This is a genomic window from Cupriavidus sp. Met-2, from assembly GCF_049843575.1.
Lineage (GTDB): Bacteria > Pseudomonadota > Gammaproteobacteria > Burkholderiales > Burkholderiaceae > Cupriavidus > Cupriavidus metallidurans.
On sequence record NZ_JBBHZL010000005.1, the window covers coordinates 42,335 to 66,933 of the forward strand.

Sequence of the window (24,599 nt, forward strand, 5' to 3'; positions counted from 1 at the left end):
GCGTGAAATTGCCGCCAAATGTTACCTGCGGCGTACGGCTCTCAGTTCTTCGCCACATTCTCCGGCAGAGGGCCCCAACCGCCACCAAGGCTACGCACGAGCGACACCGTTGCCGCCGCCCGCAGCCCGGCCACCGCATTGGCATCGCGTTGCGATTGCAGCACCGTACGGTCCGCATCGATCACGGTGAGGTAGTCCACCGCGCCCGCGTCATAGCGGCTGCGCGAAGTGCGCTGCGCGCGCTTCGCGCCGGCCAATGCACTGTCGAGCGCCGCGCCCTGCTGGCTAAACCAGCGTACGTCGGCCAGACTGTCCTCGACCTCGCGGAACGCCACCAGCACGGTCTGGCGATATCGCGCCACGCTTTCCTCGTGCGCCGCGCGCGCGCCGGCCAGGTTCGAACTGTTGCGGCCACCGTCAAACACGGTCTGGGCAACAGTGGAACCCACCAGCGGCCCAAGCAACCATGCGCGCGACGACCACTTGAACAGGTTCGAGATATCCGACGACTCGAAGCCGAACAGCGCTGTCAGCGAGATGCGTGGGAAGAACGCCGCCTTTGCCACACCGATCCGTGCGTTGGCGGCCGCCATCTGGCGTTCCGCCGCAGCGATATCGGGGCGACGTTCGAGCAGTTCCGACGGCAAGCCGGCGGGAACCGCAACCGGCGGCGTGTCAAACGGTCGCGCCGCCAGCGCGAACTGCGACGGCGACACCCCGGTCAGTACGGCCAGCGCGTGCTCCTGGTTGGCACGGCGCCGCTCGATGCCAGCCAGATCGGCGCGGGCGGTGCCAAGCTCGGCCTCGGCGCGGGCCGGATCGAGATCGGTGGTTTCGCCAGCCTCGTAGCGCTTGCGCAGCAGCGTCAGCGCGTCCTCGCGCAGCTTGATCGTCGCGTTGAGCAGATCGCGGTCGCTATCAAGCGTGCGCAGCGCGAAGTACGCCTGCGCCGTATCGGCCTGCAGCGCGAGCTGCACCGAACGATACAGGTCTTCGGCGCCCTGCTCGTCGGCGCGTGCTGCATTGACGCTATTGGCCACGCGGCCGAAGAGATCAAGCTCGTAGTTGGCGATCAGACGCGCCTGGTACACGGTCTGCGGCGACACCCGCGTGCCATCGGGCAAGCCTTGCGAGGCTGCCGAGGGCTGCGCGCGCGTCGGGCTGAACCCCGCGCTCAATTGCGGATACAGGTCCGCCTCGGTCGCGCCCGTGAAGGCACGTGCCTGCTTCAGACGCGCCGCGGCGGCAGCGAGGTCCTGGTTGTAGGCGTTGGCCGCGTCGATCAGACGATCGAGATCGGCGTCGCCGAAGACCTTCCACCATTCACCGCGATGCTGGCCTTCGGCCGGCGTCGCGGTCTTCCATTGCGCGCCTTCCGCAGCAGCGGCCTCGGCTTCCTTGAACGTCGACGCGGTGGGCGTCTCGGGCACCTTGTAAGTCGGCGCCAGCGAGCAGCCCGCCAGCACCAGCGCGGCGGCCAGCATACCCAGCTTCGGCAGGACCAGCTTCATTGCGTTATTCATGTTGTTCACCCTTATTCTGCCGATGCCACCGCCTGCGACGCCGACGCAGGCTGCTCAGCCACCTTCTGGCGCTGGCCTCGCGTGGCCAGCAAACGCAGCGCCACATAGAAGACCGGCGTCAGGAACAGGCCGAAGAACGTCACCCCCAGCATCCCCGCGAACACGGCCACGCCCATCGCATGGCGCATTTCCGCGCCGGCGCCGGTGGACACCACCAGCGGCACCACACCCATGATGAAAGCGAACGACGTCATCAGGATCGGGCGCAGACGCAGGCGGCTGGCCTCGATCGCGGCCTGCACCACCGTACGGCCGTGATGTTCCAGTTCACGCGCGAACTCGACGATCAGAATCGCGTTCTTCGCGGATAACCCCACCAGCACGATGAAACCGATCTGCGTGAAGATGTTGTTATCGCCACGGGTCAGCCACACGCCAGTCATGGCGGCCAGCAGGCTCAGCGGCACGATCAGGATCACCGCCAGCGGCAGCGTCAGGCTTTCGTACTGGGCGGCCAGCACCAGGAACACCAGCAACACGCACAGCGGGAAGATCCAGACGCCCGCATTGCCGGCCAGGATGTCCTGATACGTCAGCTCGGTCCACTCGAAGGCGATACCCTTGGGCAGCGTCTCCGCGGCGATCCGCTCGGCGGCGGCCTGCGCCTGGCCCGACGAGAAGCCAGGAGCCGGACCACCATTCATATCGGCAGCCGTGAAGCCGTTGTAGCGGATCACGCTGTCGGGGCCGAAGCTCTGCTTGACCTGCACCAGCGACGACAGCGGCACCATCTCACCACTCACGTTGCGCGTCTTCAGCTGCAGGATGTCCTCCGCATGCTGGCGGAACTGCGCATCGGCCTGCACCTTGACCTGGTACGTGCGACCAAACTTGTTGAAGTCGTTGACGTACGCAGAGCCGAGGTAGGTCTGGAGCGTGTCGAACACATCGGTCACGGGCACGCCGAGTTGCTTGGCCTTGGTGCGGTCCAGCTTCACGTCTAGCTGCGGCACGTTCACCTGATAGTTGCTGAAGATGCCAGCCAGTTCGGGCGTGGCGCGCGCCTTGGCCATGAACGCGTTGGTCGCGTTAAACAGTTCGTCATAGCCCAGCGCGGCGCGGTCCTCGATCATCATCTTGAAACCGCCGATCGTACCGAGGCCCTGCACCGGCGGCGGCGGGAACACCGCAATGAAGGCGTCCTGGATCGAGCCGTACTGCTTGTTCAGATCAGCCGCGATCGCATTGCCAGACAGTTCCTTGCTCTTGCGCTTGTCGAACGGATCGAGCGTGACGAACACGATGCCGGCGCTCGGGCTATTGGTGAAGCCGTTGATCGACAGGCCCGGGAATGCCACCGCCGACTCCACGCCCGGATGCTTGAGCGCGATATCCGACATGCGGCGGATCACGTCTTCCGTGCGATCCAGCGTCGCGCCGTCAGGCAGCTTGGCGAAGCTCACCAGGTACTGCTTGTCCTGCGCCGGTACGAAGCCCTTCGGCACCATCTGGAACACGCCCCAGGTCGCGACCAGCATCAGCGCGTACACGCCGAACACCGAGCCCTTGCGGCGAATCACGCCCTTCACGCCCCGGCCATAGTTGTCCGAGCTGCGGCGGAAGAACTGGTTGAAGCGGACGAAGAACTTGCCGAGCACCTTGTCCATGGCGCGCGTCAGCCAATCCTTCGGCGCGTCGTGGCTCTTGAGCAGCAGCGCGGACAGCGCGGGCGACAGCGTCAGCGAGTTGAACGCCGAGATGATCGTCGAGATCGAGATCGTCAGCGCGAACTGCTTGTAGAACTGCCCGGTCAGGCCAGTCATGAATGCCAGCGGCACGAACACGGCGATCAGCGTCAGCGCGATGGCGATGATCGGACCACTTACCTCGCGCATGGCCTTGTACGTGGCTTCCTTCGGCGACAACCCTTCCTCGATATTGCGCTCGACGTTCTCCACTACCACGATCGCATCGTCCACCACGATACCGATCGCCAACACCAGACCGAACAGGCTCAGCGCGTTGATCGAGAACCCGAACGCGTGCATCAGCCCGAACGTGCCGACGATCGACACCGGCACGGCCAGCAGCGGAATGATCGACGCGCGCCAGGTCTGCAGGAACAGGATCACCACCAGCACCACCAGCGCGATGGCCTCGAACAGCGTGTGCGTCACGGCCTCGATGCTGTGGCGCACGAACTGGGTCGGGTCATAGACGATGCTGTAGTCCACGCCCTCCGGCATGTTCGCTTTCAGCTCGGCCATCGTCTTGCGCACATCGTCCGAGATCTGGATCGCGTTGGAACCCGGCGCCTGGAAGATCGGCAGCGCCACGGCGGACTTGTTGTCGAGCAGCGAACGCAGTGCGTACTCGGAGGCACCCAGCTCGACGCGGGCGATGTCCTTGAGGTACGTCACCGCGCCGTCCGGCGAGGTGTTGACGATGATGTCGCCAAACTCCTCCACCGTCTGCAGACGGCCCTGCGCGTTGACCGACAGTTGCAGATCGGTGCCCGGCAGCGAGGGCGATTGTCCGATCACGCCGGCTGCCACCTGCACGTTCTGCTCGCGGATGGCCTTGACCACGTCCGAGGCCGCCAGATGACGCTCGGCGATCTTGTCGGGGTTCAGCCACACACGCATCGAGTAGTCGCCCGAGCCGAACATCTGCACCTGACCGACGCCCTGGATACGCGCCAGGCGGTCCTTGACGTTGATCAGCGCGTAGTTGCGCAGATACGTCATGTCATAGCGATTGTTCGGCGAGACCAGGTGCACCACCATGGTCAGATCAGGCGAGCTCTTGACCGTGGTAATGCCCAGGCGACGCACGTCCTCGGGCAGACGCGGCTCGGCCTGCGAGACGCGGTTCTGCACGAGCTGCTGGGCCTTGTCCGGGTCCGTGCCCAGCTTGAAGGTCACCGTCAGCGTCAGCGTGCCGTCGCTGTTGGCCTGCGAGTTCATGTAGAGCATGTCCTCGACGCCGTTGATCTGCTCTTCCAGCGGCGTGGCCACGGTCTCGGCGATCACCTTCGGGTTGGCGCCCGGGAACTGCGCGCGCACCACCACCGACGGCGGCACCACTTCCGGGTACTCCGAGATCGGCAACTTGAACATCGATATGGCGCCGATCAGGAAGATCAGCACCGATAGCACACCCGCGAAAATGGGGCGGTCGATAAAGAATTTCGAGAGATTCATCTTGGTCTCGGCGAAAACAGCCCCCCTGGCGGTCCGCTCGCAAGCGGACGCCATTCGATGCCACGAAGGGGGGAAATTGTCTGTGTCTGGCTAGACTGGGTTGCTTAGCTCACGTTGGGCTTCTCGGCCTTCTCTTCCGCTGCCTGCTTGCGGTCCGGCGCGTTGCCTCGCGGCTCGAGCTCGCTGCGGAAGGCCATCGATACCGGCTTCGGCGCAACGGTGTCGCCTGGCCGCACGCGCATCAGGCCATTGACGACGATGCTCTCGCCCGGCTTCAAGCCCTTGCGGATCACACGCAGCCCTTCATACGTCGGCCCGAGTTCGACTTCGCGATACGTGAGCTTGTTGGCCTGATCCACCACGAGCACGAACTTCTTGCCCTGGTCCGTGCCGATGGCGCGATCATTGATCAGCACGGCCGGATGCGGCGTGCCGCCACCGAGCTTGATCTTCGCGTACAGGCCCGGCAGCAGGCGGCCATCTTCATTGGCGAAGATCGCTCGCACGCGGATCGTGCCGCTGCGCGTATCCAGCCGGTTGTCCACCGAGTGGATCTTGCCTTCGTGCGGCGTGTTGTCCTCGTTGGCCAGCCCCAGGAACACCGGCAGATCATTCTTGCCGCCGCTGGCGCCCGGCGCCGTGTAGCGCAGGTAGCTCTGTTCGTCGACGTCGAAGCTCGCATACACCGGCGACACGGACACCACCGTGGTCAGCGCCGGAGACGCCGCGCCGGCGGCCACCAGGTTGCCCACCGTGATCTCGGCACGCGACACCTTGCCCGAGACCGGCGCGACGATACGCGTGTAGCTCAGGTTCAGCTTCGCCACTTCCAGCGCCGCCTGCGCGCCGCGCACGTCGGCCGACATCTCGCTGGCGGCGTTGATCCGCTCGTCGAACTCCCGGCGCGAGATCGCGTTGTCGTCCAGCAGGCGCTGGGCGCGGGCTTTCTCGGTCTGCGCAAGCGATGCGCGTACCTGCGCCGCCGCCAAAGCCGCTTCGGCGCGTGCCACTTCGGCTGCATACGGACGCGGATCGATCGTGAACAGCGGATCGCCCTTCTTCACGATCGAGCCCTCGCGGAAATGCACGGTTTCGATCGTGCCGGAAACACGCGGACGGATCTCCACGCGGTCCACGGCTTCAATGCGGCCGGAGAATTCATCCCATTCGGTGATGGTCTTGCCGACCGCCGCGGACACTTCCACCGCCGGTGCCGGCGGCGGGGTATTGGCCTGTGCTTCCCCGCCGTGCCAGGGACGCAGAACCGAGGTTGCCACGCCGGTGCCCAGGATCGCCACGATGGCGATCGCAATCAGCGTGCGTCGAGACTGTTGATTCATTTTTCTTCACTCCGTGATTCGTCGGGTTTCTTCAACTGGAAAAGCAAAAAATCGAGGCCGAACGCCGCCCGCCGGGCCGAGTGGCCCGGAAATCGGGAATACGGGGGTGTTCCCGTCCGGTCAGGACGGGATTGCTGCTGCCAGCCTCAAAGGGCGCTGGCCGTTGAATCCGATACCGTCATGCTCCCGGTATCGGCCGGTGTTCGGACCGGTTACGAGGCGTCGTCGGCCTTCGCGAAACAATCGCGCAGGAACCGCGCACCTTCTTCGACCCATGCCTGACACTTCTCATGGGACTGTTCCACCCCGTCGCCACAGGCGCCGGGCATGATCAGGGCCCTGGCCGATATCCCGGCCTTGGCCAGCTTCGCGGCGAAGGCTTCACCTTCGGCACGCAAGGCGTCTTGTTCCGCTACCTGCACCAGCGTGGCAGGCAGGCCGGCCATCCGCGATGCCAGTGCCGGCGCCGCATATGGATGCACGCTGTCAGCCGGCGTCGGCAGATATTCGCGATAGTTGCAGGCCAGCCGGCGCAGCATTTCCATCGGCACCTGACGCGTCGAAGACATCGCCGACAGGCACGGGTCCGTGACGGGGCGGATCAGCCACTGGCCCGCCGGCTGCGGCAGGCCGCGATCCCGCAGCATCTGCGCCGTGGCAATTGCCAGGTTGCCGCCCGCCTCTTCGCCGACCAGCGCGAAGCGCAGCTTGTCGACCTTGAGCTTCTTTGCCTGCTTCAGTACCCACGTCACGGTGGCCACGGCGTCTTCGGGCGCGGCCGGGAACGGATTTTCGGGCGCCAGCGAGTATCCCGGCGTCACCACCACGGCCGGGACCGACTCCGCCAGATCCCGCGCCAGTTCCTTGGCTGCCTCGACGTCACCTTCGACAAAACCGCCCGCATGGAGATACACCAGCCATGGCAAGGTTGCCGAGCCTGCGCTCAACGGCCAATAACCTGCGGGGTAACACACGCAGACCTTGATCTCCCGATCGCCACTGACGACCATATGCTGCACCACGTACGGTTCGCCCTGTTCTGCGGCCGGTTGCACGGCGGAACTACGGGCTGTGGTGGTCTTGGTCATGGCGTTCAGGCGACCGGCATGGGTCGTCGATACTGTGTTGCGATGCACCGAATTATGGTGATTGACGATGATGGGATAAAGCGAGCTATTGCCAACGCACTATTTCTGAGTTGGAATAATCGTCGAAGTGAAACCACATGCTTGGCAAGGTCACCCAAAATGTGATTCACTCCGGTCCTTTGGTGCCGCGCAGTTTGGGGAAACATGCGCGTCCACCACGCCCCCAGGCTCCACCCGTCCCCGCTCCGGCCTCCACTGGCGGACCGCCGGCAGCAAACCCAGGCCGCGCACTTGACATGCAGCGGACCCATTCCCGCCAGACATCCTTCTGAACGCAAGCTAGCTCGTACTTCTTTCGAAAGCTTCTCAATCATGGATCGTCTTGTTTCCATGCAGGCATTCACGCGGGTGGTGGATGTCGGCAGCTTTGCGCGTGCGGCGGAGTCATTAGACCTGCCAAAGGCCACGCTCACCCGCCTGATCCAGAATCTGGAAACCCATCTGGGCGTCAAACTGCTGCATCGGACGACGCGCCGCATCAGCGTGACGACCGATGGCGCCGCCTATTACGAACGCTGCGTCCGTATCCTGGCCGACGTCGAGGAAGCGGAACAATCGCTCACGCGGCACAACAACTCGCCGCGCGGCACGCTATGCGTCGACACCACGAGCGGGCTCGCGCAGATGGTGCTGCTGCCGCACCTGCACGACTTCTTCAAGGCTTATCCCGACCTGAAGCTCGAGCTGACCATCAATGGCAAGCCGATCGATCTGCTCAAGGAAGGCGTGGACGTGGTGCTGCGCGTGGGCGCGCTCGACGAGTCGATGGTGGCGCGACGCATCGGTCAGCTGAAGCTGGCGTTCTATGCGTCGCCGATCTATCTGCGTCGCGTTGGCACGCCGCAGAATCTGACCGAGCTGGCACAGCACAAGGCGGTCAACTTCCTGTCCAACCGCACCGGCCGTGAAATGCCCTGGCCGTTGTCGCGCGGCGGCGAACGCACCGAGGTGTTGCTGCCATCGGCCATTTCGACCAACGATGCCGATGTCTACATGGCCTGCGCGCTCGAAGGCCATGGCATCGCCCGCATCTCGCGCGCGATGGCAGAACCGTATGTCAACAGCGGCCGGTTGGTCGAGGTGATGAGCGACTGGCAGACGGACGAATTGCCGATCTCGGCGATGTACCCGCAGAACCGGCACCTGTCGGCCAAGGTGCGGGTCTTCGTGAACTGGGCGGCGGAACTATTCTCGCGCCATCCGCATTTCGGCGCGGCCCCGCAGGCGGTGGCGGCGTAGTTGTCACCGCCTGCTTGTTCCCTCTCCCGTTTGCGCGGGAGAGGGAAACTTGCCGCAGCATTCGATACGTTCAGTTCTTTCCGATCTCCTGCAGCATCCGCGTCATCAGATACAGACGGGGCACGATCGAATCGAGCTCCACGTATTCGTCGCGAGCGTGGTAGCCGAAGCCAGACAGGCCGAAGCTCTCCAGCACAACCGCCTTGCCCGACCGCCCCGCATAGCCGGCGTCCGTGCCGCCACCCGTGCCAGGGATCAGCAGCAGCGAGCGGCCGTCGAGTTCCGCGTAGACCTGCTGCGCGCGCTTGGCCAGATCCTTCGCGCGGGCGTCAGCCACGTAGGCGGGGCGGCCCTCTTCCATCGTCACCGTGGTCTGCGTGTCGGGAATCAGGTGGCCCGCGTTGACCTTCTCCTGCAGCGCGGTCTGCAGCTTCTGCGCGGCGCCGTTGGCCGTGACACGCACATCGCCATACGCACTGGCCAACTCGGGGATCTGGTTGCCTACGTCGCCGCCCTTGGCCATGGTCCAGTTCAGTTGAGAGCCGGGCACCGACTTGGCCACGTCACGCGTCTGCTGCAACTGATAGGCCAGTTCGATCAGCGCATTGCGGCCCAGCTCCGGCGCCGCGCCGGCGTGCGACGAGCGGCCCTTGACCTGCATCGTCGCAGTCGCCGTGCCAGCAGCGCCCAGCAGCAGCGACTCCGACTTGGCGACAGACTTGGCCACGTTCGGCTCGCAGGACAACACCACGTCCTGCTGATCGGCCAGCGCCGCAATCGTTTCGCCCGATCCGCCCGAACCGACTTCCTCATCGGCGTTGAACAGCACGGTCAGTTGCGCGTAGTCCTTCCATCCCTGCGCCTTGAGGATTTCCAGCGAATGCAGGATCACGGCGATGCCGCCCTTGTCGTCGGCGATGCCGGGACCATAGAGACGGTTGCCGTCCTCGCGGATCGGCTGCGTCTTGAGGATACCGGCCGGATAGACCGTATCCATATGGGCAATCAACATGATCTTGTGCTTGCCCGTACCGGTCAGCGTCGCCTTGACGATCGGGCTCTTGCCCGAGCTTGCCGGCACACGCTCCACCTTGGCACCCAACGCCTGGAGCCGCTTCGACGTGTAGTCCGCCATGCGGTCGAGCCCTTCGATATTGGCGCTGCCCGACTCTATCGACACCATGTCCTTGAGCGACTGCACCACGGCCGGCTGTGCGGACCGCGCGGCATCGAGCAACCCGGTATCGGCGCCGGCAGCCACGGCGGCATTGCAGACCACGGCAGCGGCAGCGGCGATGGCAAGGTGGCGAAGGGAAAGCAGCATGACGTCTCCTGTTCTGATGGAAGCCTCAAATGTAGCCCTTGCGATATCTCGCGGGGAGGCTCAATATCGCCATTCCCAAAGCCGATCCCGCCACACCCCGTTCGCTCGCCGTCTTCCCCTTCTTTCGCCTATTTCATCCTTCTCGTCCTTCTCGTCCTTCTCGCCCCCACGCATGGCCGATCCCGCTACCACGTCCAATCACCCCCTGCACGTCAAGTTGCTATGGCTGCCCGATGCCATGCCCGGCACGCTGTTCGGCGCGCTCGACGTGCTGCGCACGGCGGCCGGCGTCGCCCAGTTGCAGCGGCCTGGCGAATCGAACCTGTTGACGTGGGAAATCATCGGTGGCAATGGCCGGGCACTGCCCGCGCCGCTGCCTGGCCTGCAGGCGGTACCCGCCCGGCGTGGCCAGCGCCATGGCCGGACGCTGATGATCGTGCCCGGACTGATGGCCCATAGCGCGCCGCATCTGAGCGAGATGGTGACGAACGATACCGTCACGCAGCGCACGATCGCGCGTCATGTGGACGCAGGCGGCTGGCTGGCGGCCATCTACTCGGGCATGGTTTACCCGCTGGCGCTGGGCCTGCTCGACGGCGCGCGATGCGGGGCGCCGTGGATGTTCCAAAGCTCGCTGGCACAGCGATTCCCGGGTTGCGACCTGTCCTCGGACGAACCGATAGGCCTGCACGAACGCGTGTTCCATTGCGTCGCCCCGGCGCTGCTGACCGAATTCATGCTGCGCGTGCTGGGGCATCTGCACGACCCTGACCTCGCGCAGACTGTCTCGCGCTTGCTGCTCTATCAACAGGAACGCCAGCAATGGGTGCCGGAACTGGTTTCGCAGCGCTGGCTCGGTAAAACAACGGACAGCCCGGTGTATCGCGCCATTGGCTGGCTGCAGGCCCACGTCGACGAGCCATACCGGCTTGGCGCCGTGGCCGAGGCGGCAGCCGTCAGCGAACGGACACTGCTGCGCCATTTTCGGCAGGTCACCGGGCAGACGCCTCTCGACTACCTGCACCGGCTGCGCGTGGAGCGCGCGCGCATGTTGCTCGAAGTCACGCTGCATGGCACGCAGGCCATCGCCGAAGCGTGCGGCTACAGCGATGCCGCGGCGTTCCGGCGGCTGTTTCAGCGCGCCATGCAGATGTCGATGTCGGAGTACCGCACGCGCTTTGCGTTGCGCACGCGCCGCCGTTACTGGCGAGTAGAAGGCCAGGCAGCGCGACGTGGGCGCGCCGCGCCGCAGGCGTGAAGTGTCCTGCGATGAGTCGCCGGAACCTTTAACTGCTCAGGGCGATGTGATTGATGACGTTTTCCACGCCGTGCACATACCAGGCGTCCCGTTCAACCTGCCTGCGCGCGCCATCGCTGGACGCGTAGCCATCGAGCGTCACCACACGGCGATCCGTACGCACACTGATGCGAGCTGCGTCGACGAACGGGTCGGTTTCCAGCACCAGCCGCAATGCCTCGGAGATCTCCTCGTCGCTATCGGCTTCGGCCGGCGCAATCACAATGTCATTGATCACGCAGCGGCAGCCGCGTGACCACCAGGCCAGCACGCCGGCCAGCCGCATGTGCGACAGGCTGATCACCTGCCCATTGAGCGTGACCGCGCCGTCATGCACGGAGACCTCCAGCCAGCCGCTGCGCTCGCCCACCGCTTCGCGCACGGGCTCGAGCTGGCCCTTGACCCGCGCGCAGATCTTGCAGTTCCGGAAATCAATCGCGCTCCGCAGTCGCTCGCAGACCGCCGCGCGTACCTCGCCGTCGCCAATCGGTGTGCCGCCGTTGGCAATGCGCAGGTGATCGATCACCATCGTGACGCCATCCACACGCCGCAACTGGGCCGCGGCACGGGTCTTGTCGACAATATCGGCAACTTCGCCTTCGAGAATCAGCGCGCCGTCGGACAGGCGCAGGTTGATGGTGGGATGGAGATGGTGGCCTTGATATGGCACATGTGCCAACGCGGCTCGTGCCAGCGTCAGCACCGCTTCGCTACTCTGCATGATGTCAATCTCCCCATTTGGTGTGGAGATGGTGGGATGCGTGCCCCTGCCTGCAAGCACGTGTAGCGCGTCGGCCGGGGACATGCGACGGAAGTCCCCGCGTCCGCCTAGGCATTATAGGAAGCGCCCCGCCGCATCACCGCGCATCACCACGCGTATGGCGCGCACATATTGACCAGTGTCACCTTAGCGTGGACGATACGCGGCAGACCGGCTCTCAGGAGCACCCGCATGTGCACGAACTACGCCCCCGTCCAACAGCGAATCCTGCGTGAAATCTTCGGTGTGGAGCCGCCTCCGGGGATCTACCCGGAGGAAACCTGGCCCGACTACGCCGCGCCAATCGTCCACGCCGCCCCGGACGGACCACGACAGTGCGCATTGGCCACCTTCGGCATGATGCCGCGCAAGCGTACCCCACCCGGTGGCCGCCGCTACGATACGACCAACGCACGCAGCGAGACCGTCGGCGAGAAGCCCACCTTCGCGCCTGCCTGGCGGCACGGTCAGCTTTGCCTGGTACCCGCGAGCGCGTTCTACGAATATGCGTACCCCGAGGACGGCACGCCCGAGCACCCGGGCAAGGCGGAGCGCTGGAAGATCTGGCTACCCGACGCCCCAGCCTTTGGCATCGCCGGGCTCTGGCGGACGTGGCCCGACCAGACCCTGTCCTTCACGATGCTCACGGTCAATGCGGAGACCCATCCAGTGTTGCGCCGGATGCACCAGCCGGGCGCCGAAAAACGCTCGATCGTGATCGTCCCGGCGGCCGACTGGGACGACTGGCTGCATTGCCGCAACCCGGAACTGGCCCGCAGCTTCCTGCGTCTTTACCCTGCGGAAGGCATGGCAGCCGCGCCAGATCCCGTTGTGCGAGTGGCAACAGACAAGACTGCCCGCGCGTCGAAAGACCTGGGTGCCCCTGGCGAGGGTTCCGTTCCCTGATGCCATCTGACGCCATCGCCCAAACGGGTGATGCGAGCGCCCTACTGAGTGAGGGTGTCGGATATAGCGGTACCTGACCATACTGGCCCGCACCAGCCATCAGAGCTGTCCAACAGGTCAGAACAATATGAATTCGGTCACTTTTGTCGGTTACGGTCTTGCGTTCCTCATCGCGGTGATCATCGCCGCGCGCTGGATCTATCTCCATCATCCTGCCCTGCGGGACAGCAACCTCGATCCGCCCGGGAAATCGGCGGGAAACAAGCCGGCAGCCACCGGCCCGGAAGTACTCGACACCGCCACCCGTCCACTGCCGCGCGACTGATACTCGCCCCGGCCAGGAACTGTGGCCGCCCTTCGTTGCCAGAATATCTCTTGCGCGCGCGCCATCTGGCGTGCACGCTGTGCCTCTGCACGCCACAAAAAGAAAGGAACACAAGGGATGGCAACTTCCAACAAGCTGCCGGCTTGGACCGTCTGGTCCCCGCTGGCTGCCTGGGCAGCGTTCGGCCTGGGCCTTCTATTGACGGGACAGTCGTGGATGATCGCGGTGATGGCCGCTGCCCTGGCGAGCGCGGTATTTTCCGCAGTGCACCATGCCGAGGTCGTCGCCCACAAGGTCGGCGAGCCGTTCGGCACCTTGGTGCTTGCGATTGCCGTGACGGTAATCGAAGTGGCGCTGATTGTGTCGGTGATGCTGTCTTCCGGGCCTGAGAAGGCCGGTCTCGCCCGCGACACGGTGTTCGCGGCGGTCATGATCATCTGCAACGGGATCGTCGGGGTCTGCCTGTTCGTCGGCGGCCTGCATCACCGCGAACAGGCGTTTCAGGCGCCCGGCGCCAATGCCGCGATGGCCATCCTGGTTGCCCTGCTCGGCCTGACCATGGTGCTCCCCAACTTCACCAGCTCGACGCCGGGACCCATGCTGTCCCCGTCGCAACTCGCCTTCGCGGGCGCCATGTCACTGGTGCTCTACGGCAGCTTCGTGTTCGTGCAGACGGTGCGGCATCGCGACTACTTCCTGGTGGAAGGCAGCAGCGACGAGAACGAGCATGCGCCGCCGCCGCCGGTGCGCGTCGCGGTAGTCAGTGGCGTGCTGCTGGTGGTCTGCCTGGTGGCCGTGGTGGCGCTGGCCAAGCTGCTGTCGCCATCGGTGGAAGCGGCAGTACTGGGTGCCGGGCTGCCTCCTGCCGTGGTGGGTGTGGTGATTGCGGCGCTGGTGCTGCTGCCTGAAGGGCTGGCCGCGTTGCGCGCGGCACGTTCGGACCGGATTCAGACCAGCCTCAACCTTGCGCTCGGCTCCGCGCTGGCCAGTATCGGCCTGACGATTCCGACCGTGGCGGCCGTGTTCATCATGCTCAGCCGGCCGCTTGAACTCGGGCTTGGCCCCAAGGAAATGGTCCTGCTGTTCCTGACCATGATCGTCGCCTCGCTGACGCTGGGCATGGGACGGACCACGATCCTTCAGGGCGTGGTGCACATGGTGATTTTCGCCGCGTATCTGTTCCTGACGATCGTTCCGTAAGGGTACGGTCTTTCGGTACTGTCTTTCGCCTCTCTCCCATAAATGGAGGCGGGGCGAAAAGCGACGGTTTACTTCTGCCGCAGGAATCCGATCACGGCATTCCCAAACGCCTCCGGCAACTCCCAGTTGGACAGGTGGGCGGCAGCCAGCTCCAGATACTCCGCGCCCGGAATCGCCCGGACGACCTCCTGGCCCTGGGCCGCGGTAGTGGCCAGGTCCTGCTCGCCGGCAATCACCAGCACCGGCGCCTGAATACCCGGCAACAATCCACGCAGATCGGCGTCGCGCACGGCCGCGCAGTTGGCGGCATAGCCTTCCGCGCTGGTACCCGTCAGCATCCGGCGCACAGGTTCGTACTCGTCGCGACGCGTGAGCACGTAGTGATCGGTGAACCAGCGAGCCAGCACACCGTTGACGATAGCCGCCATGCCATCGCGCCGCACGGTTTCGATCCGGGTATTCCACGCCGACTCGGGGCCGATCAGCGCGGCGGTGTTCGCCAGCACAAAACGTCCGAAACGCCCCGCGTGATAGCGCGCCAGATACATTCCCGTCATGCCACCCATCGACAGACCACAGAAGTGCGCCCGCTCAATGCCGGCATGATCCATGATCGCGATCACGTCTTCGGCCAGTTCGCGCATCCCGAACGACGACGACGGCAGGGCCGAACGCCCGTGGCCGCGCGTGTCATAGCGCAGCACCCGGTAATGCGCGGTCAGCCCGGCCATCGGCGGCCCCCACATGTCGAGCGTGGTGCCCAGCGAATTGGACATCACCAGCACCGGCTTGTCGGCGGCGCCCTCGATCACGTAATGGAGCTTGCGCGTCGGTTCAGTCGGCATGAATGCCCTTCTCGCGGATGAGCGTGCCCCACTTGGTGGTCTCCTTGGCCAGGTGGTCCTTCAGCGCGGCTGGCGTGCTGCCGATCGGCTCGGCGCCGATGCCTGCCAGGCGCTGCTGCACGGACGGCTTCTTCAGCGCGTCGAGCATGGCCTTGTTAAGCGTGTCGATGACGGGCTGCGGCGTCTTGGCCGGTACGAATGCCGCGAACCACGGCGACAATTCATAGCCCGGCAGCCCCGCTTCGGCCACTGTCGGCACATTGGGCAATGCCGACGAACGCTTGCTGGTGGTGACGGCGATCGCGGTCAGCTTGCCGCTGTCGATATGCGGCTTGGCCGAGGTGATGCTGTCGAACATGTAGTCCACCTGGCCACCGAGCAGATCGGTCATCGCCGGGCCCGATCCCTTGTACGGGATATGGAGCATGTCCACATGGGCCATCGACGTGAACAGTTCGCCTGCCAGGTGGATCGACGTACCGTTGCCGGCCGACGCATACGTGTACTTGCCCGGCTTGGCCTTGGCGCTCGCGATGACTTCGGCCACGGTCTTGACCGGCGTCTTGGCCTTGTTGGCCACCAGCACGTTGGGCACGACGGCCAGCAGCGACACCGGCGCGAAATCCTTGACCGGGTCGTAGCTGAGCTTGCCATACAGCGCCGGATTCACGGCCATGCCGTTGGCGACAATGATCAGCGTGTAGCCGTCTGCCGGCGAGCGGGCCACCATTTCGGCGCCGATGTTTCCACCCGCGCCGGGGCGGTTTTCGACCACGATCGCCTGACCAAGCGTCTTCGACATGTCTTCGCCCAGCGTGCGGGCGATGTTGTCCATCGCGCCGCCGGCCGGGAACGGCACGATCCAGCGGATCGGGTGGTCGGGATAGGCCGCGTGTGCGGGGGCGGCGGCCGCGAACAGCATCGTGGCGGCGAGAGCGGCCGACAGAACGTTCGACCGTTGCAGCAAGGACTTCATTGTCTCCATTCCTTCTTGTGAGCGCGCCGATCAGCGGATCGACGACGGGTGCTTGGCCAGTGGCGTGACGTGGATCTTCATGTACGGGAACAGCGGCAGCGCCGACAGCAGCGTGTGCAGTTCATCGTTCGACTCCACGTCGAACAGGCTGTAGTTGGCGTACTCGCCCACCACGCGGTACAGCGCCTGCCATTTGCCCTGGCGCTGCAGGTCTTGTGAGTAGGCCTTCTCGCGTGCCTTGATCTCATCGGCCTCGGCAGCCGGCAAATCATGCGGAATCTGAACGTCCATCCTGACGAGAAACAGCATTGGGGTCTCCTTGTGCTTGAAGGATGCGATTAGGTGGTAGGTCGATCAGGCAATCAAGCGGACTTGCGACGATAGTGCGCAAGCTTGTCTTCGTCGATTGCCAGACCCAGCCCCGGACCCTGCGGCAGATGCAGCGAGAAGTCCTTGAATACGGGGCGCTCGACAACGATATCGTCCTTCACCAGCAGCGGGCCGAACAATTCCGTGCCCCACGCCAGTTGCGGCAGCGTGCAGAAGCCATGCGCCGCGGCGATCGTGCCGACGCTGCCTTCGAGCATCGTGCCACCGTAGAGCGCGATACCTGCTGCATCGCCCACGGCCGCAGTCCGCAACATGCCGAAGATGCCACCGGATTTGGCGATCTTCAGCGCGAACACATCGGCGGCGCCCAGGCGTGCCAGTTCCATTGCATCCTCGGGACCCGTCACGGCTTCGTCGGCCATGATCGGCACCACGAAACGGGCGGCCAGACGCGCCAGCGCCGTGCGTTGCTCGCGCGGCGTCGGTTGTTCGATCAGGTCGATGCCGGCCGCTTCGAGCATGGCGATGCCGGTGGCGGCATCGGCTTCGTTCCAGGCCTGGTTCACGTCTACCGTCACGCGGGCGCGATCGCCCAGGGCGCGCTTGATCGCCGAGACATGCGCCACATCTTCACGCACGCTGCGGCGACCGATCTTGAGCTTGAACGTGTTGTGGCGGCGTTCCCCCAGGAAGCGCTCGGCTTCCTCGATATCGCGTGCGGTATCACCGCTGGCCAGTGTCCAGAGCACCGGCAGCGTGTCGCGCACCGCGCCACCCAGCAGCGTGGCCAGCGGCACGTCCAGACGCTTGCCCTGCGCGTCGAGCATGGCCGATTCCAGCGCCGACTTGGCAAACCGGTTGCCGCGCGCGACCTTGTTCAGGCGCGCCATCGCGGCGTGGACATTGGTGGCGTCCTGGCCGACCAGTGCCGGCGCCAGGTAGGTATCGATCGTCAGCTTGATGCCCTCGGGACTTTCGTCGCCGTATGACAGGCCGCCAATTGTAGTGGCCTCACCGATGCCCTCGATCCCGTCGCTGCAGCGCAGCCGCACGATCACCAGCGTCTGCTGCTGCATCGTGGCCATGGCCAACTGATGCGCCCGGATCGTGGGCAGGTCGACCAGAATGGCCTCGATGGAAGAAATCGTCGCTGTCATACCCGCTGTCATACCTTTTCCATGCAAATTAGTCTCGTGCACGGAGTATGTACCTTGACTTGCTAAGCGTCCAAGACCGAAGATGTCTCATCTCATACCTTTTCGGTATGCCAGGATTCTCCTCCTCTCCCTGCTGCGGGAGAGGGAAAAACCCACCGCGATCGCCATCACCATGGAACTCCGCCACCTCCGCTACTTCCAGACGGTTGCCCAGGAACTCAACGTGACACGGGCGGCCGAAAAGCTTCATATGGCACAGCCGCCACTTTCCCGGCAAATCCGCCAGTTCGAGGAAGAAGTCGGCGTGGCGTTGTTCGATCGTGTCGGGCGGGGCCTGAGGTTGACCGAGGCGGGCCGTTTCCTGCTCGAGCAGTCGCTGCAACTGACCCAGCGACTGGAGGAGACGCTGGAAAGCACGCGGCGCATCGGCCGCAACGAAAAGCGCTGGTTCGGCATCGGCTTCGTGCCGTCGGTGCTGTACGGCGTGCTGCCCGAGCTGATCCGCGAACTGCGTGGTGACGATAGCCAGGTGGAGGTCGGCCTGACCGAGATGATCACGGTGCAGCAACTCGAAGCGCTCAAGTCCGGGCGGATCGATCTGGCCTTCGGGCGTCTCACGTTCAACGACCCGGCGATCGTCCAGCAGGTGGTGATGGCCGAATCGCTGGTGGCGGCGATCCCGGGCACCGCGCCCACCCCCACCGCTCCTTTCGATGCCGACGCGCTGGCCCGACAGCCGCTGATCCTCTATCCGGCCCGGCCACGGCCAAGCTACGCCGACCATGTGCTGTCGCTGTTCCGCGGCCAAGGGTTGCAGCCCCGCGTGGTGCAGGAGGCCAACGAACTGCAGACCGCGCTCGGCCTCGTCGCCGCCGGGCTAGGCATCACGCTCGTGCCGTCCTCGGTGCAGCGCCTGCATCGTGATGATGTGCGCTATGTGCCGATCAACGCTCCGGGCTTCGTCTCACCCGTGATCATGAGCTACCGCTCTGGCGACACCTCGCCATACCTGGCCCGCGCGGTCGCATGGGTCCTGCAGCAAGCGTAGTCACTCCTGGGCCGGCGGAATGTATTCCATGCCGATTTCCTCGTAGAGCCGGTAGATCATGTCCAGCATCGCACGCAGATCCTCGGATTCGTCCAGTGTGCGCATGCTCATGATGATCGGCGACACCAGCTTCGCATCATCGAGCTCAACGTAGGTCACATCGTCACGCTTGAGGCCGTAGACGCTGCTGGGTACCACTGAGATACCCTCGCCCATCGCCACCAACCCCAGCGCGATCTGCAACTCGCGTACCTCGTGGATGCGGCCCGGGCGCAACGCGCGGTCGTGAAACGCCGCCAACACCTGGTCGGCAAAACTCGGGCGCGGCGCCTTCGGGAAGATGATCAGCGTGTCGTCGAGCAGATCCGGCAACGCCAGCATCTTCCTGCCGATCGACAGCGGATGCCCCACCGGCAGGGCCACGATCATGCGTTCCTCGCGCAGCACCACGCGGCGCACGGCCGGGTCTTCGTGCCGGATGCGGCCAAAGCCCACATCGATGCGCCCTTCCTTGAGTGCCTTGATCTGGTCCATCGTCGACATCTCGTGCAGCGTCAGTTCGATCTCGGCGTGTTCGGTCCGGAAGCGGCGGATGATGCGCGGCAACATGCCGTAGAGCGTGGAGCCCACGAAGCCGATCGACATCGCCCGCTCAATCTTGCCAACCCGGCGCATCATCGCCTCAAGTTCGGTGGTCTGCGCCAGCAGTTGCAAGGCGTGGGTGTAGAAGAAGCGCCCGGTGTCGGTCAGCTTGAGTGGCCGGGAGTTGCGCTCGAACAGCAACACACCCAGCGACTCCTCCAGTTGCTGGATCTGGCGCGACAGCGGAGGCTGCGCGATATGCAGCCGTTCCGCGGCGCGCGTGAAGTTGCGCTCCTCGGCCACGGCCACGAAGTACCTCAAATGTCTCAATTCCAACGCTATACCTCACAGGTATCGTCCGGATACTCAATCAGTCTTGGACTGCCCAAACACCCCTGAACTATGCTCCGCAACAAGTCGGACGGCAATCCTCGATACGGGTTTATACCCACAGAGCATTAACCGACCGATCATTCGACCCCCACCAAAGAGACATTTCGGAGTGAGACATGACGCACGCTGACATCGAAGCGCTGGTAAAGCAGTTCCTCGTACACACCGCCACGCAAGGCACCCCGGACGCACGCGCGCAACAGGTCGTGGTACGGCTGACGACCGATCTGTTCAAGGCAATCGAGGATCTGGATTTGAGCGCCACCGAAGTCTGGAAGGGCATCGAGTATTTCGCCGAGGCAGGCGCCACCCACGAGCTGGGCCTGCTGGCCGCCGGCCTGGGTCTGGAACGATTCCTGGACATCCGCGCCGACGAGGCAGAAGCCCGCGCCGGCCTGACCGGCGGCACGCCGCGCACGATCGAAGGCCCGCTGTATGTGGCCGGCGCGCCCGAATCCACCGGCTTCGCACGACTCGACGACGGCACGGAGGACGGCACAGCGGACAACAAGGGCGAGGTGCTGTTCATGCAGGGCACGGTCTACGACACCGACGGCAAGCCGCTGGCCGGCGCGAAGGTCGAGGTATGGCACGCCAACCTGCTTGGCAACTACTCGTTCTTCGACAAGAGCCAGTCCCACTTCAACCTGCGCCGCACGATCGTCACCGATGCCAACGGCCGCTACCAGTTCCGCAGCATCGTGCCGATGGGCTATGGCTGCCCGCCCGAGGGCACGACGCAGCGCCTGCTGAACCTGCTGGCCCGTCACGGCCGCCGCCCCGCACATATTCACTTCTTCGTATCCGCCGCCGGCCATCGCAAGCTGACCACGCAGATCAACATCGACGGCGACGAGTACCTGTGGGATGACTTCGCGTTTGCCAGCCGCGATGGACTCGTGCCGGCGGTCGAGCGCGTCGAGGACGCCGCGCAGCTCGACAAGCACGGCGTGAGCAAGCCGTTCGCCTCGATCGACTTCGACTTCCGCCTGCTGCGCGAGGCCAGCGACGCCCCGGCGGCCGAAGTGGACCGCCTGCGCGCTGCCGCCTGAGGCCAGCGCCAAGGGCCATCGCCCAAGACTGCGTGAGATCGCCTGAGACCGCAGAAAGCGATCTGATTCGCCGGGACTCGCCGCCACCGCGCGTCCCGGCCCCTTCCCCGCCGCTCTGGCAGGAGACCACCATGATCCCGATCCATCTGGATACCGGGGCGGGCCCCGCTCGTCCCCAGCATCAGCCCAACCGCCTGGAGAACCTTGACCAGTTCCTGGTCGAAGACAAGACCACCGGCGACTATCGGCTGCACCGCAGCGCGTTCACGGACGAGGCGCTGTTCGAACTCGAGATGCAGCACATCTTCGAGGGCAACTGGATCTACCTGGCGCACGAAAGCCAGATCCCGAACAACAACGATTACTACACGACGCATATCGGCCGCCAGCCGATCGTGATCGCGCGCAATCGCCAGGGCGAACTGAACGCGTTCATCAACGCGTGCAGCCATCGCGGCGCAATGTTGTGCCGGCACAAGCGCGGCAACAAGGCCACATACACCTGCCCGTTCCACGGCTGGACATTCAACAACAGCGGCAAGCTACTCAAGGTCAAGGACCCCGAACAGGCCGGCTATCCGGAATGCTTCAACAAGGAGGGGTCCCACGACCTGAAGAAGCTGGCGCGCTTTTCCAACTATCGCGGCTTCCTGTTCGGCAGCCTCAACGCCGATGTGCCGCCGATCGAGCAGTTCCTCGGCGATGCCGCGCGCATCATCGACATGATTGTCGACCAGTCGCCCGATGGTCTCGAGGTGCTGCGTGGCTCGTCGACATACACATTCGCCGGCAACTGGAAACTGCAGGCCGAGAATGGCGCCGATGGCTACCATGTGTCCGCCGTGCACTGGAACTACGCCGCCACCACAAGCCACCGCAAGCAGCAGAACGAACGCGAGGACAAGATCCGCGCGATGGATGCGGGCAAGTGGGGCCAGCAAGGCGGCGGCTTCTACGCGTTCGATCATGGCCATATGCTGCTGTGGTCGCGCTGGGCTAACCCGGAAGATCGTCCGAACTTCGCCCGCCGCGACGAGTTCGCGCAACGCTGTGGCGAGGAGCGCGCCGACTGGATGATCCAGAACTCGCGCAACCTGTGCCTGTACCCCAATGTCTACCTGATGGACCAGTTCGGCTCGCAGATCCGCCTGCTGCGCCCGCTGTCGGTGGACCGCACCGAAGTCACGATCTACTGCATCGCCCCCAAGGGGGAATCGGACGAGGCCCGCGCACGCCGCATCCGCCAATACGAAGACTTTTTCAACGTCAGCGGCATGGCCACGCCCGACGACCTCGAGGAGTTCCGCGCCTGCCAGCAGGGCTACGCGGGCCAGGCACTGGCCTGGAACGATATGTGCCGGGGCGCCACGCACTGGATCGACGGGCCCGACGACGCAGCGAAGCGGATCGGTCTGAATCCGGTGATGAGCGGGCTGCGTACCGAGGATGAAGGCCTCTATACCGTACAGCATCGCTACTGGCTGGAGACGATGAAGCGGGCCGTGGCACAGGGAGATGCAGCATGAGCGCCGCCATCCCCATGAGCGATGTCTCGGCCTTTCTCTACCGCGAGTGCCGCCTGCTCGACGACGAGCAATGGGATGAATGGCTGACCTGCTATCACCCCGAGGCGCGATTCTGGATGCCTTGCTGGGATGACGACGGCAAGCTCGTCACCGATCCGGAACGAGAGATTTCGCTGATCTTCTATCCGAACCGGCAGGGGCTGGAGGACCGCATCTTCCGCATCAAGACCGAGCGGTCGAGCGCGACGATCCCCGACACGCGCACGAGCCACAACCTGAGCAATATCGAAATCGAGTCGACCGACGGACAACTAGCCACGGTGCGCTTCAACTGGCACACGCTCGCGCATCGCTACCAGACCAATTTCAGCTACTTCGGCATGTCGCGCTACGTGATCGATTTCTCGCAAGGCACGCCGCGCATCCTGGACAAGTACGTCGTGCTCAAGAACGACTACATCCACCAGGTCATCGACATCTATCACATCTGATCCGCTCGCCGCATCAGGCAGCATCACGGAGGGACAAGGCCATGGAACATACGATCGCCCTGCAGTTCGAAGATGGCGTGACGCGCTTCATCACGTGCGGCGACAACGAGACGCTCTCGGACGCCGCCTATCGCCAGCAGATCAACATTCCGCTCGACTGCCGCGACGGCGCGTGCGGCACCTGTCGCGGCCTATGCGAATCCGGCCACTATGACCTGCCCGAATCGAGCTATATCGAGGACGCGCTGACCGCCGAGGAGGCGGCCAAGGGATACGTGCTGGCCTGCCAGACACGGCCGCGCTCGGATTGCGTGATCCGCGTGCCGGCTTCGTCCGCGGCCTGCAAGACTGGCGTGACGCGATTCGAGGGCGCGATCGCCGCCGTGGCGCCGCTGTCGGATTCGACCATCGGCTTCTCGATCGACCTCGATGACCCGGCCGCGCTCAGCTTCCTGCCCGGGCAGTATGTCAACGTGGAAATCCCGGGCAGCGGACTGACGCGCGCGTACTCGTTCAGTTCGCCGCCGGGCGCGTCTCAGGCGGCCTTCGTCGTGCGCAACGTGCCACAGGGCCGCATGAGTGGCTTTCTGGCCGGCGAGGCGCAGACCGGGCAGCGCATGGCATTCTCCGGCCCGTTCGGCAGCTTCTACCTGCGCGCCGTCACGCGGCCCGTTTTGTTCCTGGCCGGCGGCACCGGCATCGCGCCGTTCCTGTCCATGCTCGACGTACTGGCCGCCAGCGGCAGCGCGCACCCGGTGCGCATGGTCTACGGCGTCACGCACGACATCGACCTGGTGGCCACCGAGCGGCTCGAGGCCGCCGCGGCCAGCATCGACGGATTCACCTACCGCACCTGCATTGCCGACGCCGCCAGCACGCACGAGCGCAAGGGCTATGTGACCACGCATGTCGACCCCACATGGATCAATGGCGGGGACGTCGACATCTACCTGTGCGGCCCCGTGGCCATGGTGGAAGCCGTGCGCGACTGGCTGCGTGATGCCGGCATCACGCCGGCCAATTTCTACTACGAGAAGTTCTCGGCCAGCGCGGAGGCATGATGCGCACAACGCAACGTTTCGCCGGCCGGACGATGATCGTCACGGGCGCGGCGCAGGGTATCGGTCGCGGCGTGGCAATGTCCGCGGCTGCCGAGGGCGCGAATGTGGTGCTGGTGGACCGCGCCACGCTGGTCGAGGAAGTCGCGGCCGGGATTCTGGCTGCGGGCGGCGCGGCACTGTCCGTCAATGCTGATCTGGAGACGTATGCGGGGGCGCAGGCGATGGTAGCCACGGCCACCGCTGCCTTCGGCCATGTCGATATCCTGATCAACAACGTGGGCGGCACGATCTGGGCCAAGCCCTATGAGCACTACGCTGAAGCCGAGATCGAGGCCGAGATCCGCCGGTCGCTGTTTCCCACGCTCTGGGGTTGCCGCGCGGTGTTGCCGGGCATGGTCGAGCGTCGCGCCGGAGTCATCGTCAACGTGTCGTCGATTGCGACGCGCGGCATCCATCGCGTGCCCTACGCGGCGGCCAAAGGCGGCGTGAACGCGCTGACCGCGAGCCTGGCGTTCGAGCACGCGGCGGATGGCATTCGCATCAACGCGGTGGCTACGGGCGGCACCGAGGCGCCGCCGCGCAAGATCCCGCGCAACACGCAGCAACAATCGGAACAGTCGGAACAGGAATCGAAGTGGTATCAGGCAATCGTCGATCAGACCGTGTCGTCGAGCCTGATGCACCGGTACGGGACGATCGAGGAACAAGTGGGTGTGATCCTGTTCCTGGCCTCGGACGAGGCGTCGTATATGACGGGGACTGTGGTGCCGGTGGGTGGCGGAGACCTTGGCTGATCGCGCTGACTTGCCGCTTGATCGCGCCCCTCTCCGATTTGCTTGGGAGGGGGCGCGCATGACAGGCGATCACGCGCGC

At 64.8% G+C, this 24,599-nt stretch carries 22 protein-coding genes; 11 read left to right on the forward strand and 11 right to left on the reverse strand.

Annotated elements, in window-relative coordinates; genetic code table 11:
• Positions 1-41: 41 nt before the first annotated feature.
• The 4 genes from WD006_RS12780 to WD006_RS12795 all read right to left on the reverse strand — a co-directional run bounded on the left by WD006_RS12780 (position 42) and on the right by WD006_RS12795 (position 7,154).
• Positions 42-1,523, reverse strand: a complete 1,482-nt coding sequence (locus WD006_RS12780) for an efflux transporter outer membrane subunit (protein WP_011519287.1) — start codon at positions 1,521-1,523, stop codon at positions 42-44.
• Positions 1,524-1,534: 11 nt separating this feature from the next.
• Entirely contained in the window at positions 1,535-4,726 is a 3,192-nt protein-coding gene (locus tag WD006_RS12785; protein WP_029306394.1) for an efflux RND transporter permease subunit, read from the reverse strand.
• A gap of 104 nt (positions 4,727-4,830) precedes the next feature.
• The gene (locus tag WD006_RS12790; protein ID WP_011519289.1) at positions 4,831-6,066 is read right to left on the reverse strand and encodes an efflux RND transporter periplasmic adaptor subunit; all 1,236 of its coding nucleotides are present in this window, start codon (positions 6,064-6,066) and stop codon (positions 4,831-4,833) included.
• Between the two features lie 212 nt (positions 6,067-6,278).
• A complete protein-coding gene (locus WD006_RS12795; protein ID WP_011519290.1) occupies positions 6,279-7,154 on the reverse strand; it encodes an alpha/beta hydrolase in 876 nt (291 codons plus the stop codon).
• Positions 7,155-7,526: 372 nt separating this feature from the next.
• Here WD006_RS12795 and WD006_RS12800 point away from each other — a divergent pair, with 372 nt between their 5' ends.
• Positions 7,527-8,453 (forward strand): LysR family transcriptional regulator, encoded by a 927-nt coding sequence (locus WD006_RS12800; RefSeq protein ID WP_008641456.1) that lies wholly within the window; start codon positions 7,527-7,529, stop codon positions 8,451-8,453.
• A 70-nt stretch (positions 8,454-8,523) separates the two neighbouring features.
• On the opposite strand, the gene WD006_RS12805 is transcribed toward WD006_RS12800, so the two are convergent.
• Positions 8,524-9,777: a M20/M25/M40 family metallo-hydrolase gene (locus WD006_RS12805; RefSeq protein WP_011519291.1), complete on the reverse strand. Its 1,254-nt coding sequence runs from the start codon at positions 9,775-9,777 to the stop codon at positions 8,524-8,526.
• 172 nt (positions 9,778-9,949) lie between these two features.
• Between WD006_RS12805 and WD006_RS12810 the strand changes: the two genes are divergently transcribed.
• Positions 9,950-11,035 carry a GlxA family transcriptional regulator gene (locus WD006_RS12810; protein WP_029306395.1) on the forward strand — a complete coding sequence of 362 codons (1,086 nt, stop codon included), beginning with the start codon at positions 9,950-9,952 and terminating at the stop codon, positions 11,033-11,035.
• Positions 11,036-11,063: 28 nt separating this feature from the next.
• Here the strand turns inward: WD006_RS12810 and WD006_RS12815 are convergent, their stop codons facing one another.
• Complete coding sequence (locus tag WD006_RS12815) at positions 11,064-11,795, reverse strand: BON domain-containing protein (protein WP_029306396.1); 732 nt, start codon at positions 11,793-11,795, stop codon at positions 11,064-11,066.
• A 231-nt stretch (positions 11,796-12,026) separates the two neighbouring features.
• Here WD006_RS12815 and WD006_RS12820 point away from each other — a divergent pair, with 231 nt between their 5' ends.
• From WD006_RS12820 to WD006_RS12830, 3 genes are all read left to right on the forward strand, one after another.
• Positions 12,027-12,740 carry an SOS response-associated peptidase gene (locus WD006_RS12820; RefSeq protein WP_029306397.1) on the forward strand — a complete coding sequence of 238 codons (714 nt, stop codon included), beginning with the start codon at positions 12,027-12,029 and terminating at the stop codon, positions 12,738-12,740.
• Positions 12,741-12,867: 127 nt separating this feature from the next.
• Positions 12,868-13,065, forward strand: coding sequence for a hypothetical protein (locus tag WD006_RS12825; protein WP_029306398.1), 198 nt, complete (start codon positions 12,868-12,870; stop codon positions 13,063-13,065).
• Positions 13,066-13,182: 117 nt separating this feature from the next.
• A complete protein-coding gene (locus tag WD006_RS12830) occupies positions 13,183-14,265 on the forward strand; it encodes a calcium:proton antiporter (protein ID WP_029306399.1) in 1,083 nt (360 codons plus the stop codon).
• Between the two features lie 68 nt (positions 14,266-14,333).
• Here WD006_RS12830 and pcaD read toward each other — a convergent pair whose 3' ends face one another.
• The 4 genes from pcaD to WD006_RS12850 are packed head-to-tail and all read right to left on the reverse strand — an operon-like array spanning position 14,334 to position 17,573.
• Positions 14,334-15,110 carry a 3-oxoadipate enol-lactonase gene (gene pcaD, locus WD006_RS12835; RefSeq protein ID WP_029306400.1) on the reverse strand — a complete coding sequence of 259 codons (777 nt, stop codon included), beginning with the start codon at positions 15,108-15,110 and terminating at the stop codon, positions 14,334-14,336.
• Positions 15,100-16,086, reverse strand: coding sequence for a tripartite tricarboxylate transporter substrate binding protein (locus WD006_RS12840; protein ID WP_011519298.1), 987 nt, complete (start codon positions 16,084-16,086; stop codon positions 15,100-15,102). Before WD006_RS12840 ends, pcaD begins: the two co-directional genes overlap by 11 nt.
• Before the next feature lie 30 nt (positions 16,087-16,116).
• Positions 16,117-16,395, reverse strand: a complete 279-nt coding sequence (catC, locus tag WD006_RS12845) for a muconolactone Delta-isomerase (protein WP_008641477.1) — start codon at positions 16,393-16,395, stop codon at positions 16,117-16,119.
• A gap of 53 nt (positions 16,396-16,448) precedes the next feature.
• Entirely contained in the window at positions 16,449-17,573 is a 1,125-nt protein-coding gene (locus WD006_RS12850; protein WP_008641478.1) for a muconate/chloromuconate family cycloisomerase, read from the reverse strand.
• A gap of 172 nt (positions 17,574-17,745) precedes the next feature.
• Here WD006_RS12850 and WD006_RS12855 point away from each other — a divergent pair, with 172 nt between their 5' ends.
• On the forward strand, positions 17,746-18,621 hold the full coding sequence (locus WD006_RS12855) for a LysR family transcriptional regulator (RefSeq protein ID WP_011519300.1): 876 nt from the start codon (positions 17,746-17,748) through the stop codon (positions 18,619-18,621).
• On the opposite strand, the gene WD006_RS12860 is transcribed toward WD006_RS12855, so the two are convergent.
• Positions 18,622-19,539, reverse strand: coding sequence for a LysR family transcriptional regulator (locus tag WD006_RS12860; protein WP_029306401.1), 918 nt, complete (start codon positions 19,537-19,539; stop codon positions 18,622-18,624).
• Between the two features lie 173 nt (positions 19,540-19,712).
• Between WD006_RS12860 and catA the strand changes: the two genes are divergently transcribed.
• The 5 genes from catA to WD006_RS12885 all read left to right on the forward strand — a co-directional run bounded on the left by catA (position 19,713) and on the right by WD006_RS12885 (position 24,520).
• A complete protein-coding gene (catA, locus tag WD006_RS12865) occupies positions 19,713-20,648 on the forward strand; it encodes a catechol 1,2-dioxygenase (RefSeq protein WP_029306402.1) in 936 nt (311 codons plus the stop codon).
• A gap of 131 nt (positions 20,649-20,779) precedes the next feature.
• On the forward strand, positions 20,780-22,174 hold the full coding sequence (gene benA, locus WD006_RS12870; RefSeq protein WP_029306403.1) for a benzoate 1,2-dioxygenase large subunit: 1,395 nt from the start codon (positions 20,780-20,782) through the stop codon (positions 22,172-22,174).
• The gene (gene benB, locus WD006_RS12875) at positions 22,171-22,665 is read left to right on the forward strand and encodes a benzoate 1,2-dioxygenase small subunit (RefSeq protein ID WP_024570183.1); all 495 of its coding nucleotides are present in this window, start codon (positions 22,171-22,173) and stop codon (positions 22,663-22,665) included. The genes benA and benB overlap by 4 nt, the downstream gene beginning before the upstream one ends.
• 41 nt (positions 22,666-22,706) lie before the next feature.
• Positions 22,707-23,726 (forward strand): benzoate 1,2-dioxygenase electron transfer component BenC, encoded by a 1,020-nt coding sequence (benC, locus tag WD006_RS12880; RefSeq protein WP_029306404.1) that lies wholly within the window; start codon positions 22,707-22,709, stop codon positions 23,724-23,726.
• Positions 23,726-24,520 (forward strand): 1,6-dihydroxycyclohexa-2,4-diene-1-carboxylate dehydrogenase, encoded by a 795-nt coding sequence (locus WD006_RS12885; protein ID WP_029306405.1) that lies wholly within the window; start codon positions 23,726-23,728, stop codon positions 24,518-24,520. The genes benC and WD006_RS12885 overlap by 1 nt, the downstream gene beginning before the upstream one ends.
• Positions 24,521-24,599 lie beyond the last annotated feature (79 nt).